Below are 17,765 nucleotides of genomic sequence, written 5' to 3'. Positions count from 1 at the left end.
TAAACCTGACCCGTGAACACCGGATAAGCCTTTATCGGCACGCTGGCTGGGCAGTTCTGTGAGTAATATCAGTGGTGAGCGCCAAAGAAACTTGCAAAAGTCCTTTCAAGTAGGCGTTTTAGCGTTTTCCCTTGTCGGGATTGTCCGGTTAGGCGACATTCGCATATTTCCCGGTTCCTAATGTTTCGATTAACCCTTCATCAACAGCAGCGCAACGCAAAGAGCTGTGCGCTCTGATTAGGTGAGTCAATGCTTTTTCTTGGCTTTGGGCAATTGTTTTGGAGGTTGAAAGAGGTTGACAAATACACCCTAAAATCCGAAGTTATTTTTGGACAGCTCAATAGCGGCAGATCACAAATGAGTTTCTGCCTGAGCCTTATCTAAGTAAGCTTTCAATTTTTCGGCTAACACTTGTACATGGGGTTCTTGTAACATGCCAAGGTGGGTACCAGGAACCTCATGGCGCTCTAATCCTCCAGTAGCAAGTTCCCCCCAGCCCAATTGAGGGTCACGGTAAGAGCTTATATCGATAATCTGATCTCTAGACCGGAAGAGGGTTACTCGACCAGGGTAGACTTGCGGTACATAGTTTTTTGATGCCTGATTGTTTTCCTGTTGAAAAGTGAAGTCTTGAAGATTGTCAGGCAAGGGTCGTCCGATACCTAGGTAAAACTTGCAGCCAATCTCGTTGAGGCTATGATTGAGCTTATCGTTGAAACTCTGGATTTTTCCCTTCACGTTATCCTTCGCCTTCTTTAAAACATAGATGGGTCCGAGTTTTAAAAAGTTATTCCAGTGAGCAGAGAACCGCTCACCGCTTGATATTTGTTTGACTGCCTCTGAAGCGTATGTATCGAATAAGGCTAGCAGCGCTACCTTTTGACCTTGCGCGACTAGCTGCTGAGCCATCTCAAAAGCCACACTGCCCCCAAAAGACACACCAGCCAGAAAATAAGGTCCCTCGGACTGGAGAATCCGCAATTCTTTAATATAGTGAGCGGCTAGGTCTTCAACCCGATTTTGGGGAGCATATTTTCTATCCATAATTTGTGCGGCTAGTCCATAAAGGGGTTGTTCTAGACCCAAATGATGTGCCAAAGGGCGGTAGAATTTGAGACCTCTGCCAAGGACATGGATACAGAATAGAGGCGGTTTGGAACCATTAGGTTGAATCACTATCAGTGAGGAACAAGGCGCTGACAATCCCGACTGATTCAGAAGGTTAGTTGCGCTCTCAAGCTGCATTGTTGATTTCTTCTGTTCTGAGCTATAGTCTTGTTGGTTGAAAAGGCTAACTAGTTCCTTAATAGTCGGTGCTTGGAAGAGGTTAGCTAGAGGGAGATTTCTGCCCAATTTCTTCTCGATTTGTGCGAATAGGCGTGCAGCCAGCATGGAGTGCCCCCCCAATTCAAAGAAGTTGTCGTTAATACCGACCTGTTGTCGTCCCAAAACTTCAGCCCAGATAGCCGCTAAGATTTCTTCAGTAGGGGTGCTTGGTGCGACAAAATTATCTTCCTGTTCCCTCCGAGCACTATCTGGTATAGGTAGGGCGCGGCGGTCTATTTTCCCGTTGGGAGTTAGAGGCATTGCTTCCAAAAAGACAAAGGCTCCGGGAACCATGTAATCTGGCAGCTTGGCTTTGAGGAAGGAACGCAATTCCCTATTAGTAGGAGGCGATGTCTCTAACTTAGGAACAACATAAGCCGCTAGGAACTTGTTGCCAGGAATGTCTTCTCGGACAATCACCTCCACCTCCCGCAGGTCAGGGTGTTGTACCAGCAGCGCTTCAATTTCTCCCAGTTCGATACGGAAGCCGCGAATTTTCACCTGCTCGTCGATGCGACCGAGGAACTCAATGTCACCGTTTGGTAAATAGCGAGCTAAGTCACCAGTTTTGTAGAGGCAAAGTGCGCTGTCGCACCCCGATAGCTTCTCCGGAGCTGCTCCGCTAACGCTTGGATTGTCGATAAAGGGGTTAGCGATGAATTTCTGAGCAGTCAAATCGGGGCGGTTGAGGTAGCCTCTGGCTAAACCCTCACCACTGACGTATAGTTCACCAGGGATCCCAATGGGTATTAGCTGCAACTTTTCATCTAGCAAATAAACCTTCGTGTTAGCAATTGGTCGCCCAATCGGAGGAGCCACATCGGTTCGCGGTTTAGCAGGAATTAAACCGGAAGTAGTGACGACAGTGTTTTCAGTTGGTCCGTAATTATTTACCAGCTCAAAAGGAATGGAGGATAAAGGATAGTTATGGAGTTTGTCCCCCCCAGTTAGCAAAGTTCGCAAAGCTACATTAGTAGACCAATCCAACGACAGAATACTCTCTGCCAGTGGTGTTGGCAGAAAAGAGATGGTGATTGCATTCTTTATTAGCCAATCTCGAAGCTGCTGAGGGAGAACACGGGTCTGTTCATTCGCAATGTAAATACTTGCTCCCGCACTAAGATAAGGCCACAACTCCCAGACTGAGGCGTCAAATGCAGACCCAGCTAATTGAGTTGCCCGGTCTTTTGGCGACACAGCAAAAGTTCGTCGATGCCAGAAGACGAGATTCAACAATCCTCGATGTTCAACCAGAACCCCTTTTGGTTTCCCTGTCGAGCCTGAAGTGTAGATAACGTATGCCAAATTTTTGGGTGTCGCTCCGCTGAAGGGGTTTTCCTCGCTGTATTGGGCAATAACCTCCCAGTCCCCATCCAGACAAACGAGTGGGACTTGATGTTGAGGAAGAGACTCGACTAACCGCGCCTGGGTAAGTAGTACGGACACAGAGGCATCTTCTAGCATGAAAGCCAAGCGCTCTAGAGGATACGCGGGGTCGAGTGGAACGTAAGCACCACCTGCTTTGAGGATGCCAAGCAGTCCCACCAGCATCTCTAGGGAGCGCTCCACGCAGATACCCACCAAAACTTCTGGTCCAACGCCCAGCACTTGAAGGTAGTGCGCTAGTTGATTCGCTCTTGCATTTAGTTCTCTGTAGGTTAGCTGTTCCCCTTCAAATACCACCGCTACGGCATCGGGTGCTTGCTCCACCTGAGCTTCAAACAACTGATGGATACATTTATCCTGGGGATATTCTTTTGTGGTGTTGTTCCATTCCACCAGCAACTGATGTTGTTCGGCTGCTGTCAGCAGTGGTAAATCTGAGAGACGCTGTTGAGGGTTGGCGACGATACCTTCCAGTAAGGTCTGGAAATTCCCCAGCATCCGAGTAATGGTGGCGGCGTTGAAGAGGTCGGTGTTGTATTCCAACGAGGCTCTCAGTCCCTGTGCTGTCTCTATCATGAATAGGGTTAGGTCGAACTTCGCCGTTTTGCTGTCAATGTTCAGAGAGCTGACGGTCAGACCTGGTAACTCTAAGGCGGAGGTTGGAGTGTTCTGTAGAACGAACATCACTTGGAACAACGGCGTGCGGCTTCGGTCTCGTTCGGGCTGTAGTTCTTCTACGAGCTTTTCAAAGGGTAGGTCTTGGTGGGCATAGGCTCCTAAAGCTACCTCACGTACTCGACCGAGCAGTTCTTGGAAACTTGGGTTGCCAGTGAGGTAGGTACGCAGGGCTAAGGTATTAACAAAAAATCCAATCAGACCCTCGGCTTCCATCTGGTTGCGACCGGCGATGGGAGTACCTACGATCATGTCTTCTTGCCCGGTATAGCGGTAGAGGAATGTCTGGAATGCTGCTAACAGGGTCATGAACAGAGTGACCCGCTCCTGCTGGCTCAGGGCTTTGAGTGCCTTGGTTAGGTTTTTGGGTAATTCCAGAGATTGGTACCCACCCTGATAGGTCTGAACTGGTGGGCGCGGGTAGTCAGTGAGCAGTTGTAGTATGGGGAGGTTGCCATTTAGCTGCTGTTTCCAGTAGTCCCGCTGAGACTCTAGGACTTCACCCTGTAGCCACTCGCGCTGCCAGTGGGCAAAATCAGCATATTGGATGGGCAGTTCAGGGAGGGGTGAGGGCTTGCCACTGGAGAAGGCATCGTAGAGCGCTGCCAGTTCCCGTAAGAAAATATCGTAAGACCAGCCGTCGTAAACAATGTGGTGCATGGTCACGAGCAGCATATGTTCCGCTTCTTCCAAGCGCAGAAGTTTGACGCGAAACAATGGCCCAGTAGATAGGTTGAAGGGTTGTTGAGCCTCCTCGGCGGTAAGGAGTTGAGCTTCAGAAAGCCCTTGGTCTGGAGGAAGTTCCCTCAGGTCTATTACTGGCAGTGTTAAAGCTGTATCTGGGGAGATGACTTGCTTAGGTTGGCCATCCACAGATGGAAAACTGGTTCTGAGGACTTCATGGCGTTGGACAATTTCATTCAGGCTCTGCGAAAGTGCGGTCACGTTGAGTAGACCGGTTAAGCGAAAGGCAGCAGGAATGTTATAGGCAGGACTGTCTGGTTCCAATTGAGCGAGGAACCAGAGTCTAGCTTGAGCAAAGGAGAGGGGGAGGTTTCCGTCCCTTGGGACAGGCAATATGGGCGAAAGATTGGAACTAGTTGCCGCATTAGCCTTGTGCAGAAATGCCAGGATTTCTGCTTTGCGCTCTTTTAGCTCTTGCCGCAGGGCGGGTGTCAGTGTTTCTTTGGGAGCTTTATAACGCAAGCGATCGCCTTCGTTCCATAACTTCACGTCTAGACAGCGAAGCTCAGACAAAAACTCATCAATCGTTTTCATAGTTCTCCCTCTTCATAATCGCCCATTGTGTCGCTCTTATGAGCTTGCAACTCTTGCGCTGCCCAACGAACTGTCTCAAGGCGAGTGCCTAAGTCAGCCACAGTAGGTGCTTCAAATAAGGCACGCACGGGGAGTTCCACTCCGAAGGCTTGGCGCAAGCGAGAAATAACTTGGGTTGCCAGCAGGGAATGTCCCCCCAATTCAAAAAAGTTGTCATGGACGCCGACCTGCTCCAGTCTTAGGACTTCAGCCCAGATATCAGCTAGCTGCTGCTCTATGGAGGTGCGAGGAGCCATAAACTTGACTGACTGGTCTGGTCGTGACTGGTCAGGCACTGGTAGAGCGCGGCGGTCTACTTTGCCGTTAGGGGTTAGGGGCAGGGTATTTAGCAGTACGAAGGCTGATGGCACCATGTAGTCGGGCAGTTTCTGCTTGAGGAAGCGGCGCAGTCCATCAATAGTGGGTGTCTGCTCTGGGTTAGGTACGATGTAGGCTACTAGACGTTTATCGCTGGGGATATCTTCTCTGGCTATGACTGCGGTTTCTCGCACGCTGGGGTGTTGCAAGAGTGTTGACTCAAGTTCGCCTAGTTCGATGCGGAAGCCGCGAATCTTTACCTGATGGTCGAGGCGACCGAGAAACTCAATGTTGCCGTCGCTTAGGTAGCGGGCTAAGTCGCCAGTTTTGTAAAGGCGTTGCCCAGGTTCATCGCTAAAGGGGTTGGGGATGAACTTCTGGTTGGTTAACTCCGGGCGGTTGAGGTAGCCTCGGGCGATGCCTGCGCCGCCGATGTGAATTTCGCCTGGTACACCTATAGGAACAGGATTCAAATATTTATTCAGCAGATAGATCTGCATATTGGCAATGGGGCGACCAATCGGAACCTGTGTTCTGATTCCCGAAGGCTGACAATGATATACACTGCTCCAAACCGTTCCTTCTGTTGGACCATATTCGTTGAACAAAGATGTGTTCGCCAGCAGCTTGCTATGGTGTTCAACCAACTCTCTGGAACACGGTTCGCCTGCCACAATAACAGTACGAAGACAAGTGAGCTGTTGTGGTTCCGCTTGCTCCAAAATCAGGTTATAGAGAGATGGAAGACTCAATAAATGCGACACATGATGTTGAGCAATTAACTTTGTAAGCTGTAATAGCTCTTGTTGGAACTTTGCTGGTGGTAGTACAAGTATGCCTCCCTGGCACAATGTCCAAAAGATGCCCGCGATCGAACTGTCAAAGGCAAACGACGAAAGTAATAGGAAACTGGTGACGGGTTCGCTGTAATAAGAAATACGAGCACTGGTGGAGTGGACTAGGTTTTGATGGGTTACCAACACTCCTTTGGGTTTCCCTGTAGAACCTGATGTGTAGATTGTGTAGGCGAGGTTATCAGTCGTTACGCTGCTGAGGGGTTTTTCCTCGCTTTCTTGGGCGAGTACTTCCCACTCAGTGTCCAAGCAGAAACGGTGCCCTCCGTACTCAGGAAGATCTGCCACTAGCTTCTGTTGGGTTAACAGCACCGACACCTGGGCATCTTCCAGCATGAAGGCTAGACGCTCCTGAGGATACGATGGGTCTAACGGCAAATAAGCCCCACCAGCCTTGAGAATGCCTAGGAGTCCTACGACCATCTCTAGCGATCGCTCTACACAAATTCCGACCAGCATCTCTGGCTCGACACCCAATTTTTGCAGGTGGTGTGCTAGTTGATTCGCCCGTTGATTCAACTGGAGGTAGGTTAGCTGTTCCCCTTCAAAGACCACCGCGACGGCATCGGGTGTGCGCTCCACCTGCGCCTCAAACAGTTGGTGGATGCACGCCTCCAAAGGATAATCCGCTTTTGTGTTATTCAACGCCATTAGTTGCTGCTGTTGGGCTACCGTCAAGAGCGGTAATTCCCAGAGGCGCTTGTCCGGGTCAGCCACAATCCCTTCGAGTAAAGTCTGAAAGTGGTCGATCATCCGTGAGATAGTGCTGGCGTCAAACAAATCCGTGTTGTATTCAAAGCGACCAATAATCCCTTCCGGTCTTTCGTCTAGTTCGAGGGTCAGATCGAGCTTCGCCGTATCGGTTTGGATATCCAGCTGACTCATAGTCCAGCCACAATTCAAAGATGGCATTGGAGGTTCCAAAACAAACGCCACTTGAAACAGGGGGTTATGGCTTAGATTGCGATCGGGTTGGAGTGTCTGTATTAGCTTCTCAAAAGGCAAGTCTTCATGGCCATAAGCCCCTAGTGTTATTTCCCGCACTCGTCCCAGTAGCTGTCGAAAACTAGGGGAACCTGACATATCAGTACGCAACACTAGAGTGTTGAGGAAAAACCCGATTAGCCCTTCAATCTCCGGTCTGTTGCGACCTGCGCTGACAGTGCCCACCACAATATCTTCCTGCTCTGTGTAGCGATAGAGCAAGGTTTTGAACGCGGCCAGCAGCGTCATGAATAGCGTGACTCCCTCTTGTCGCGAGAGAGCTTTGAGCGACGAGGTCAGGTCTTTGGATAGTGTCAGACATTGCCTTGCACCTCGGAAAGTCTGAACGGCGGGTCGCGGACGGTCATAAGGCAGCTGTAGTACAGGCAGGTCGCCCCGTAGCTGCTGTTTCCAGTAGTTTAATTGACTTTCCAGAATCTCTCCAGCCAGCCATTGTCGTTGCCAGAGGGTAAAGTCAGCGTATTGTATGGGCAGTTCTGCAAGTGGGGAGGGTTTGGCGGTAGAGAAAGCTTCGTAGAGTGCTGCGAGTTCTGGAACAAACACGCTGTAGATCGAAACACCATCAATAACGATGTGATGAACGGTCAGGAATAACCTGTAGTCCTGATCTGCCAGTTGCATCAACGTAGCTCGCAGCAGTGGCCCAGAAGTTAGGTCAAACAGCTGCTTAGACTCCCTAATTGCCAACCGCAAAGCTTCGGCTTCCCGTTGGTCTTCTGGGAATTGTCGGAGATCCACTACGGCTAGGTTGAAAGTAGAGGGTGGATCGATCACCTGAACGGGTTGGCCATCTATCGTGATGAAGCGCTCGCGCAGGCTTTCGTGACGTTTGATGATTTCATTGAGGGCTTTTGAGAGTGCATCTACGTCTATAGCACCCCCAAAGCGAATGGTGAAGGGTTCATTATAAACAGGACTATTGGGTTCTAATTGTGCGAGGAACCACAGTCGCTGCTGGTTCCACGAGAGTGGCAAGTTTTGGTTCCTGGAAACGGGTCGGATGGGGGGAGCTTGCAAGAAAGGCTTTTCCTGATGACTTGCCTCGATGCGCTTGGCTAGTTCGGCTACAGTTGGAGATGCAAACAGGCTACTTATAGGTAACTCCACCTTTAAGGTGTCACGCAATCGACTTACAATCCTGATAGCGAGTAAGGAATGTCCGCCCAATTCCAAGAACTTGTTGTGGATGCCGACTCGCTCGATGCCGAGCACTTCAGCCCAGATTTCTGCCAGCATTTTTTCAACGGGCGTGTGAGGAGCCACAAAATCTTCTTCCAGATCGGATCTGGTGGGGTCCGGCACTGGCAGAGCGCGGCGATCCACCTTACCGTTGGGTGTCAGCGGCAGCGCTTCCAGCAGCACAAATGCCGAAGGCACCATGTGGTCGGGCAGTTTCTGCTTTAGGTAGCGACGCAGTTCACTGGCTGGCAGGACTTGCTCCTGACTGGGAACCACATAGGCTACTAAGCGCTTGTCACCAGGGCCGTACTCCTGGTCTATAACTAAGGCATCCTGCACAGCCCGGTTTTGCCTCAGCACTGCCTCAATCTCGCCCAGCTCGATGCGGAAGCCACGAATTTTTACCTGATTATCGATGCGACCGAGAAACTCGATGTTACCGTCCGGTAAATAGCGGGCTAAGTCTCCAGTTTTGTACAGACGTGATCCGGGTTCATCACTAAAGGGGTTGGGGATGAACTTCTGGGTTGTCAACTCCGTTCGGTTGAGATAGCCCCGCGCTAAGCCATCGCCACCGATGTGCAGTTCACCCACGACCCCGATGGGGATGGGTTGGAGAGACTGATCCAATATATAAAGCTGAGTATTGGCAATAGGACGACCAATTGGAACCAGACCTGATAGGGAGGTCTGAGTCGGAACCTCATAGATACAGCATCCAACAACCGTTTCTGTTGGACCGTATTCGTTGACTAGTCTAGTTTCAGGTGCGTGAGTCTGCCAGAATGAAATGCTCTTTTTCGACAGAGCCTCGCCACCGATAATTAAGGCTCTTGTCTGACCCGCCGCCTGCTTACTGGGTAATAACTCACTGAGTAGTGCTAGATGGGCTGGGGTGATTTTGACGAGGCTAAAATTACTTTGAGAACACAAGACGGCACTAAGAGCCTCTATCTCCTGCTTCTCCGGGAGGAAGACTACACTCTGTCCCACCAATAGGGGAGAGAATAAGCTGGTAATGGTCGCGTCGAACCCAATCGAAGAATGAACCGGAGAACCAACCCCATCGGCTACTGCATACGCTTTTATGCACCAGCTAAGATAATTGACCAGTCCTTGGTGGACAATCATCGTTCCCTTTGGTTTCCCGGTTGACCCAGAGGTGTAAATTATATAGGCCAAGTTGGTGGGATTAACCCTGCTGTTGAGATTGTCCTCACTCTCCTGAGAAATTACGCCCCAGTCTGTATCCAAGCAGATCGCCTCCGCACCCTGCTCAGGCAATCCAGCTAGCAACTTTTCTTGGGTCAATAGCACTGACACCTGTGAGTCTGACAGCATGAACGCTAGACGTTCTTTCGGATATGCCGGATCTAGAGGTACGTAGGCTCCACCCGCTTTGAGAATACCGAGAAGCCCCACCATCATCTCAAGCGATCGCTCTACGAAAATCCCCACTAAAACTTCCGGTCCCACCCCCAGTTTTTGCAGGTAGTGCGCTAGCTGATTCGCTCTTGCATTCAGTTCCCGATAGCTCAACTGTTTGTCTTCATAAACTACCGACAGGGCATCAGGTGTCAGCTCCACCTGCTCCTCAAATAACTGATGGATACACTTATCCTTGGGGTAATCTGCCTGAGTATCATTCCACTCCATCAGAATTTTGTGACGCTCCGGCTCAGATAACACAGGCAGAGCGGCAACGCGCTCTTTGGAGTCAGTTACAATGCCTTGCAAAAAAGTAGTAAACTGATCCAAAATCCTGACAATGCTGTCACCATTTAATGCCTCGGTGTTATAGAGCCAACAGCATTCTTTCCCCTCTGACGGAATGACCAAGGTCAACTCATTACCAGACCCAGCTTGGTGATAGTCTAGTTTTTCTACCCGTTCTACGACCACCGGAAACAGCGACTCACGACTCAGCTCAGACAGTGAACGAAGAGCCGGATACCTAGCTACGACATCACGCCCATAAGTCTTTTGAAGTTTCGTCAACTCCACTTGCTTCCTAAAAGCTTCAAAAACTTCCTCAAAATTTTGCTCGTAGTCTATATCTACGCGGCAAGGAACAATTGAGGCAAAAAAGTCTTCCAGTCCTCTCAACTCCCGTTGCAGCTCAACATCTCTAAATCCGATATCAAAACATCCTGTTCCTCCAATACGGGTTAGATAAGTGGCAAATGCAGCAAACAGAAAGTCGCCTTGATTCCATTCCGGCTGGCGCTCCTTTAGGAGGGTTGTGACCTCATGCGGTATGAACATCTTTACACTCGTGTACTGCTTCTGTTCCAAGTGTGATGCCGTCCGATTTGCATAGGGAACCGTGATGGGCTGTAACGTCGCCAGCTTCTCTACCCAAAAAGCTTCGTGCTTAGCGATTAATCCATCAAGCCTCTCAATACGCTTCGCGCTATCTGGCTCAATGTCCTTAAATCGATACCCAACTTGCAGTCCAAATCTCTCGACCAAATCTGGAATCGATAGCACTTGACCATCTATGGTTAGCACCTGGGACAGCACTACCTCGTTACTTGCTGTAGAAACTGTAAGGAAGCCAGGTTCAATCGCTGTTATCGTTCCAGGAGGGGACTCAGACAGGTCGCCTTTGACTTCGAGTTTGGGGATAACGATCAAGTTGCTCCCTATTGCCAACTTCGCCAAACCAAAAGCATTGGGGTAGGAACCAACACGTATTAAGCAGTAAGCCATTAACTCTTATCCTTTAAAAAATACTGCTCCAGCAAATCCTCCCCGCGAACGCCCATCTCCTTCACCATCACCTCAATCTGCTTGAGAACTATCGGCAAAGGCTTCGTCTTGCCCCGTTCCCTACGGTTCACTGACTGAAAGGACATCCCCAGTGTTTTGGCAAACTGCAATTAAGTCAGCCCCAGGCGCTTTCGGCTTTCTTTGATAAGCACAGCAGTGGATAGCGATTCAGTTGTCGGCATGGCGGGAATGTCTCCCAGATAGTCCTTATCGAGGCTAACCGAAAAGGCATTGAATCTCACCTGGTATATTCACCTAATTTTCTAAGCCAAATGGCGTGGACTGAGTATTTTCTAAGGGATAAAACTAAGCCGAGAGTTAGGTCTGTGTCATTAAAACGACCCGTTTCTGGTATAGTCTCGCACCTTATTAAAAAATGGCACTACAGCCTCTAACTCTGTACCAACAACTCGTCACTTAATCTACGTCACTAAAACCCCGGCTTTCTATCTTTTTGGGACGTTGTAGGCATGAGACCTTTATCAAGAATATTTCTTAAGACTCCGCTTAAAGGCATTAGCGTAGTAACAAATTTGTTACTACAGTTGAGCAACTGATAACCTTTCCTTTCACCTCGTAGCTACCTGTGATGTATTTATACTTATCATCACTATCTAACGTACTACAGCATATTTTACAGCTAGTTTACTGATTCTAATTCTCAACAAGTACTTAAAAACAGGCTCCGAAATTAGAAGTCTTGCTAAAACAACGGTATAACGTTAATTAATGGTTGATCTTTTATTATTTGAGCAACCTTAAGAACAAGATGAAGAACAACCGTAACGGTCAAGAAGCAAGGCGGAGCTATGCTGAACAGCAAAACCTGAAACGCCCGAATAATCTTTTGGTTTCTACGTCAGCAGAAATTCTTCTAGAAAGATGTACCAAACTTGGCACATCTTTTACCTTCATCACGGAGATCCGTGACCGAGCCGCTAATTCGTTCTAGATATCTGTGGGTTAGAGATCGTGACGCTAACGATGACCAGGGGAACAAATCTCCCTTTGTGCATAATTTTACCCAAGTAGTTAGTTTACCGCAAACAGCAGCTTTCTACTGCTGAGGACGGGAACAGATTAAGTGCGATCGCTATTGGCTAGGGAAGTTTATGGAGAAAGCCCTTTCTCTACTTGTTGAGCCTCAGCACTCTGGTTAAGATATTAGTGTAATTGAAACGCCATTTCTTCCGTCTCCAGTCGCGAACTTGAATATAGGAATCCCAGGATTGTTGATTGTTCATGGCTTCTTCCCTGTAACAAACCAGTACAACCATCCACTTCGCACTCTTAGCGAGTTGCCTGAAATTAGTGAATTGATTTGTAGGTGTAGATGCGGACCTGTACTATTTCCAGTGCTTCCGATGTAACCGATGACCTCACTCTCCTTTACGAATCGTTTATTTGTGCATCGGCTCAAGTGTAGAAGCTCAAATTCTAAACCAGGAAATAAATTTGAAGTAAACGAAACCACGGTTCCGCCTCCATAGGCATCTTGAAAACATTTCACTTGACCATCTGCGAGCGCATATAAAGGAGTACCCAGAGGTGCTGCTAAATCAACACTTCCGTGATATTCCGGCTTCCCATCTTTCCAATCTTTTCGCCATCCTCGCGCCGATGACACTGCGTATCCGGCTATCATATCTCCTGTTTTTGGGTCTGACTGCCACTTTTTCTCCCAGGTGGCGATAATCGCTTTGGTGTCTGCAAATTTCGAGACAGAGTTGACCGAAGAATAGCGATTCCAGATAGAAGCTGTGTACTCGGCAATGCTGGGATATTTACGCCCGTTACTGTACTGAGGTTTCGTGTTGTTCCAGAGTCGAGGTTGTCCTGAGTACCAGGCGCTGGCAACTCGCCTAATGATTTCTTCTTCGCTTCGCCCTGGTTCAGACTGTTGGTTTAGGTAAAGCCCTAGGCGATGTTTGACAATCTCGTGCTGAATCTGAGGTGAATTCATGAATTGACTATGACTAACCTCACGACCTAAAGCCGCTTTCGACCAACTAGGGATATTGCTTGGCATAACTTGCCATTTACCGCTGGCTCCAGAGTCACCATTGATGACGGTGTGATTCTCGTTTGACTCCTGAGTAGCGATCGCCTTCATCAATCTTTCTAGAGAAATTCCTTGTTTGGCTACAGGTTTAGTCTCCGGTTTAGGAGCTGGTTTAGTTGTTGGTTTAGCTATGGGTGGTGCTGGTTTAGCTAAACCTTTGTCTAAACCTGGCTGCACTTGCTCAGTATGAATCTGAGATTTTTCGCTACTAAAGAATCTCGCTACGGGTGATGAATCAAGACTTCGCATTACGCCAGTAGTAAGTATCGCTGTCGCGGCGATGGTAAACAACCGCTCACGAAGGTAGTCTCTGTCTGAACTTGGCTCAGCATTCAGAGCTTTGAGCAAATTGTTAATCTCTTTCTCAAGCTGCCAAGGATTACGAGTTTTGAGCGCGTGTAGGTCACGCTCTAGCCTGTCTATTTTGTTTGCTATAGATATAGATACACTGCTCATGATTACCTGCTGAGTAGATAGACGATGATGGCGGTTATCAGGCAAGCGCCGCTGGTAACGATGATTCGCTGACGCTTCAAACGTTTAACCTCCTTCCTGAGTTTGATAAGCCGTTGTGCTTCTTCTTCAGAGGGGTCACGCTGGGAGAGAAGTTTGTTGAATTTGATAAACTTGGGTCGATTGGGCATTACAAAAAAGCCCTCGACTCTCCGAGGGCACAAACTAAGGTGAACATTTTGGGTCGCCGCGATGTTAGACTTGCTTTGCTAGCTGGACAAGTTGAGCGGTCACGTTGGCAATGTCTGGCTCATCCACAATGTAGCGATCGCTTCCTCTCATTTCGTCTAATAGGTCAGCGCCGAATAGGTGTGCGCCACCGCCGCCGATGCAAGAACTCTCAATTTCTGGCGGTGTATAATCAGCTATTAATTCGCCTAGTTCTCCGATGTACCAGCCTTTTGCTGTCTCAATTGCCTCACCCAGAGGGGTATCCTCGAAGGCTCCCTGGGGTCGGTAAAATTCAGCACCGCTGTTTACAGCTTGTATAAATTGTGGGTCTTCACTGTTATCTATCCCGGCTTCTTGGGCTACCCATTCATAAAATAGTGATGTTCCTTTGCCATCAAAACTTTGGCTTCGATTGTCGTCAAAGAATCCGTAGGGGTCAACAAAGTTAAGAAGAAAAGTCCGATACCCAATGTCGTAACGCGCTGACCAGACTCCCTGAATTCCAGGATTTTCCGGGGTTGATAGGGCGCGATAAAAGCCGAGGTGATAGCCCTCCGGGTGAAGTTGCAAGCTCTTTATTATGTTAGACATCCGCCCTTGTGGAGTACTCCAAGTTAGCTCTCGTTGTACCTGTTTTAGTGCAGAAGCCTCTTGCGCTTTGAATTTGCCAGCAGTAAAGAAAGTAGTTACAGATAAATCAACTTCTTCCCCATTCCCTAACCCCATTAGGGTGAGAGCGAAGATAATTCTTAGGGTCAATTTGTCCATTTTGTCGCCGTGTAAACCGCTTACACCTCCTAGGCTTGCGCCTTTCATGTCAGTGGTGAAGGTCTTGCCCCTGTAGGTAACTTCTAAGTTTCCTTTAACAGGACTGCTGGCACGGGATGAAGAAACTCTTGTTTTACCCCTTGGTTGCTCTGCAATCAGGTTCAACATCTTTTCAATGGTGATGCCAACCCCGTCGCCAATGGTAACTAGCATTGCAACTTTCTCAAACAAGCTCCCGTTGTCTATAGCGATCAGGGGATTTTTGCTGGGCTTAACTCCCATGTCTGGAGTGAGTGAGATGTTGATTGAGCTGCCGCTATCAAAGCGCGTCATGCGTTGCTTGGTTGGTAAAGCTCTACTAGTCATAAATCTTCGTCGTCCTCTGTAGTAAGTTCTGGATTAAGTGCTACTTCGCCGTAGCGTTCATCTACTGCAATGCGGGTCTCTATGCCTTTGTCCTCAGCAAGCTTGAGCAGCTTGTCTTTAAGAGAGTCAAAGTATTTATCGAACTGTTGGTAGGTAGCTTGACCGACTAGCTCAATTTGCGATCGCAGCTTTGAGTGTCTTTCGTCTCTTTCCTCGGCTGGTTCTGAGTCAAAAATCCATTCAGCCTCGCAGACTTCCGGTTCGGGTTGCCCCTCTGGTATTTGAGTTTCAAACCAACATTGATACTCTTGGCTGCGCTTAGCTACCTCTTCCCAGTACCGGACTCTCAACGGGTAACGATGGTTAGCGATGCCGACTTTCTTAATGTCGCCTCGCTTGTATTTGCTCCAATCATCTGAGGGATAGGTAGTTCGAGCCGTGTTTAAAATCTTGGTTTTGATTTCTGCCACTCCCTCTGGAGTCAGACCATAAGAGTCCCATAGATAACCTGGGGGGAACTTGAAGGTCATTAGCTCTTTAATGTGTTCTCCTACCCTTGCCGCTGAGATCTTGAACACATTCTTGCTGGCATCTTCACGAGTTCGGTACAAGTCCCGATTCTTAGGAATGCCTAGAGCTTGATGCTCATGCTCTCGAAGTTTCCGAAATCCTGCTTTAAAATCCTCCTCCGTATCTGGGATGAGGTGGCGTAGTTCTACCTTTGTCTCCTCAGATTCGGCTTGTGTGGAGGGCTGCGGCTCCTCGAATTCAGTATTAACTGCATACACGTCCTCTACCACCTCCGCTTGAACTGAGTAGGGCGGTTCTGTCGGCGGTGGCACAAGCCCGTTAGTTTCAGGATTTCCCCGCGTCACAGAAAGTCCCATTTATCTCTTGTCTCCTTTAACGCTGTGCATAAGGCAATTGAGCAGGTTCATACCGCAGTAATTCACGGTTCCCTGATGTTGGGGGACTACCTCATCAGAACCGTTTACTTATATTTAGCACAGTTTTATAGAAATACAGTACATTTTTATAGAGATATCTCTGCGAAGAAATGAGAAAATGAGTGAAACTATAGAAACATCTGACTTAATGGCTGAAAAGTTCACCCTGACCTATTACTATGTCTCGCCGCAAGACTCTAAAAGGATTGAGGACTTTAAGAACTGCTCAGGTGATTCAGAGAAAACCTTGGTTACCCAGTATGTAAGGGGGTGGTTAAGCAGGAATAGGGATTACTACTTGGAGCTGGCTCGAATCGATGCAAATGCTAGAGCCATTCCTTTTAGGGAGTGGGGTGAGACTGTTGTCGAGGAAGGAATAGAAGCCCTGCCGGAATACAAGCAGGAAATCAAAGACATCCCTCTTAACCCACTGAGAGACGTAGCACTGTCCCCTGATGCAATTAGGAAAGGAATAAACTACATTGCTCTTGGCAGACAGAACCTAGCTCTACTCAGAGTAGGCATCCTCTACGACCGGGATAATGCCATAGGTTTCGTATCGCGTATCGTCAGGGAGCATTTAGCTCGGAACTGGGATAAGCTCTATGCCCATCAAGTAGAAGCTGAAGACTTTGAGAATTGGAAGTAATTGGAAAGATTAACAACAATGACTACGACAATCAACACTGAACTCAATCTAGAGCGTGTAAATCAGGCCATTAATGCAATCTTGGCAACATTGGGGGAGCCTGAATCTGATTTGCACAGTGAAGCACTTTCAGCTTTTCGTAGAGGTGATTACCAAGTTGTGAAGCGGCTGGCAGCAACTAACTTATCTGATTACTATTGCAAGGCTTTAGGCTATCTAGGTGGCGCACTAAAACTTACTCCAAATACTGATACCATCCTTGCCGAATCAGCACGAGCAGCGGCTGATTTTGTGCGTGAGAGAACGTTAGCCAGATTGGGGGCTGAGATTGCTAAAGCGTTAGGTTGATTAATTAATCAAAAGAGGTGATCGCCATGCCAATCGCAAAAATCCACTTACCGACCATCACGTCAATAGGTATCCTTGTTGTTTTTTGCGATCGCCTCTAGCAGTTCCGAATTCTCAGTGATGGCTCCATATACGGACATACCAAGACCTACTACACGGCTGATGCAGCAGAGAAAGCGGGTCAGGAGTGGGTAGGTTTGGGATGATAGGAAGCGTGAGCTTCCGTGAGCAAAATCAACTTACTCTGTACGACTCCAATTAACGTCTTAATGTCGGGCAATTATTGCCGGGATTAATCGGAGTTGGTTTCTACCTTGCTTACTTGCTACTGGAGTTTAAACTCCAGTAGCAAGTAAGGGGAAGAAAACGTTCGATAATCAACAACAATCTCTGGAAGTTAATCGAACAATGCCTCTATCTACCCTTTGTAAAATGGGTTTTATAGTTTTGCTTTATATTGCCACAAAAGCCTTGCCACAAAAGAGATTGAACTTTAGTTTGTTATTAAAAAAGACATCGGTTCCATGTCTAGCGATGGTGAGGCGTAAACAGCGAAAATAAAATAAGATACTGGTTATCAAAACTCAGTATCTCAATGTACAATCGTGTTATCTGGTTTTTCGACTAAAGGAGAAAGCCTATAGCCTAACTAAATTAAACAAGGATTTTCAATATTTGTTTCAGATTTCACGGAATGGCTGGGAAATCATTTCAAAGGATCTGAAACAAAGCTGACCTTCGCTTTGATTTTAAGTTTATCACAAGCGTTGGAGCTTTGTATGCATTTTCGAGCAAAAAGTAAAAGGCAACAGCGAGAGCTAATTCCTTTAATTACTTGAGAAGTTGTATTAGCCAAGTTGCGCTGTTAGCGCAAGACAATCGCTATCACCAAGACAAAAATAAAGTATCTTCACCATAACTCATAATTTCCCCTGTCTTCAAACTGCAACTCTACTCAAGTATATAAAGAAGAATCACTCTAGCTGAGCCACCGCTATACACAATAACGAGGTTCAGCCCATGACAAGTACAAGTAATCAGAATCGAAGCACAACGCAATCCTTTCTAGAGTTTGACCAAGAGCAAGCCAATCAGCAACTCGAATTATT

Annotated in this window: 12 protein-coding genes; 4 read left to right on the top strand and 8 right to left on the bottom strand. The window is 47.9% G+C overall.

All coding sequences use genetic code 11. The features are described from left to right. Window positions 1–58 precede the first annotated feature (58 nt). Window positions 59–181: a hypothetical protein gene (locus tag AC5JL3_RS18950; RefSeq protein WP_496075965.1), complete on the top strand. Its 123-nt coding sequence runs from the start codon at window positions 59–61 to the stop codon at window positions 179–181. Between the two features lie 170 nt (window positions 182–351). Here the strand turns inward: AC5JL3_RS18950 and AC5JL3_RS18945 are convergent, their stop codons facing one another. The 4 genes from AC5JL3_RS18945 to AC5JL3_RS18930 are packed head-to-tail and all read right to left on the bottom strand — an operon-like array spanning window position 352 to window position 11,074. Continuing rightward, entirely contained in the window at window positions 352–4,665 is a 4,314-nt protein-coding gene (locus tag AC5JL3_RS18945) for an amino acid adenylation domain-containing protein (RefSeq protein ID WP_496075964.1), read from the bottom strand. Continuing rightward, window positions 4,662–10,772 carry an amino acid adenylation domain-containing protein gene (locus AC5JL3_RS18940; RefSeq protein WP_496075963.1) on the bottom strand — a complete coding sequence of 2,037 codons (6,111 nt, stop codon included), beginning with the start codon at window positions 10,770–10,772 and terminating at the stop codon, window positions 4,662–4,664. The genes AC5JL3_RS18945 and AC5JL3_RS18940 overlap by 4 nt, the downstream gene beginning before the upstream one ends. Continuing rightward, window positions 10,772–10,942 carry a helix-turn-helix domain-containing protein gene (locus tag AC5JL3_RS18935; protein WP_496075962.1) on the bottom strand — a complete coding sequence of 57 codons (171 nt, stop codon included), beginning with the start codon at window positions 10,940–10,942 and terminating at the stop codon, window positions 10,772–10,774. The genes AC5JL3_RS18940 and AC5JL3_RS18935 overlap by 1 nt, the downstream gene beginning before the upstream one ends. Next, on the bottom strand, window positions 10,943–11,074 hold the full coding sequence (locus AC5JL3_RS18930) for a hypothetical protein (protein WP_496075961.1): 132 nt from the start codon (window positions 11,072–11,074) through the stop codon (window positions 10,943–10,945). A gap of 527 nt (window positions 11,075–11,601) precedes the next feature. On the opposite strand from AC5JL3_RS18930, the gene AC5JL3_RS18925 reads away from it, so the two are divergent. Then, a complete protein-coding gene (locus AC5JL3_RS18925; protein WP_496075960.1) occupies window positions 11,602–11,784 on the top strand; it encodes a hypothetical protein in 183 nt (60 codons plus the stop codon). A 288-nt stretch (window positions 11,785–12,072) separates the two neighbouring features. Here the strand turns inward: AC5JL3_RS18925 and AC5JL3_RS18920 are convergent, their stop codons facing one another. The 4 genes from AC5JL3_RS18920 to AC5JL3_RS18905 all read right to left on the bottom strand — a co-directional run bounded on the left by AC5JL3_RS18920 (window position 12,073) and on the right by AC5JL3_RS18905 (window position 15,599). Further along, window positions 12,073–13,350: a M23 family metallopeptidase gene (locus AC5JL3_RS18920; RefSeq protein ID WP_496075959.1), complete on the bottom strand. Its 1,278-nt coding sequence runs from the start codon at window positions 13,348–13,350 to the stop codon at window positions 12,073–12,075. A 2-nt stretch (window positions 13,351–13,352) separates the two neighbouring features. Beyond that, window positions 13,353–13,538, bottom strand: a complete 186-nt coding sequence (locus AC5JL3_RS18915) for a hypothetical protein (RefSeq protein WP_496075958.1) — start codon at window positions 13,536–13,538, stop codon at window positions 13,353–13,355. A 64-nt stretch (window positions 13,539–13,602) separates the two neighbouring features. Then, window positions 13,603–14,712: a hypothetical protein gene (locus AC5JL3_RS18910; protein ID WP_496075957.1), complete on the bottom strand. Its 1,110-nt coding sequence runs from the start codon at window positions 14,710–14,712 to the stop codon at window positions 13,603–13,605. Further along, window positions 14,709–15,599, bottom strand: a complete 891-nt coding sequence (locus AC5JL3_RS18905; RefSeq protein ID WP_496075956.1) for a hypothetical protein — start codon at window positions 15,597–15,599, stop codon at window positions 14,709–14,711. Before AC5JL3_RS18905 ends, AC5JL3_RS18910 begins: the two co-directional genes overlap by 4 nt. A gap of 178 nt (window positions 15,600–15,777) precedes the next feature. Between AC5JL3_RS18905 and AC5JL3_RS18900 the strand changes: the two genes are divergently transcribed. Together AC5JL3_RS18900 and AC5JL3_RS18895 are read left to right on the top strand one after the other, a co-directional pair. Continuing rightward, a complete protein-coding gene (locus AC5JL3_RS18900; protein WP_496075955.1) occupies window positions 15,778–16,308 on the top strand; it encodes a hypothetical protein in 531 nt (176 codons plus the stop codon). Window positions 16,309–16,326: 18 nt separating this feature from the next. Continuing rightward, the gene (locus tag AC5JL3_RS18895; protein ID WP_496075954.1) at window positions 16,327–16,656 is read left to right on the top strand and encodes a hypothetical protein; all 330 of its coding nucleotides are present in this window, start codon (window positions 16,327–16,329) and stop codon (window positions 16,654–16,656) included. Window positions 16,657–17,765: the final 1,109 nt, after the last annotated feature.

Source organism: Symplocastrum torsivum (assembly GCF_059505465.1).
This window is presented reverse-complemented; position numbering and strand designations above follow the sequence as displayed.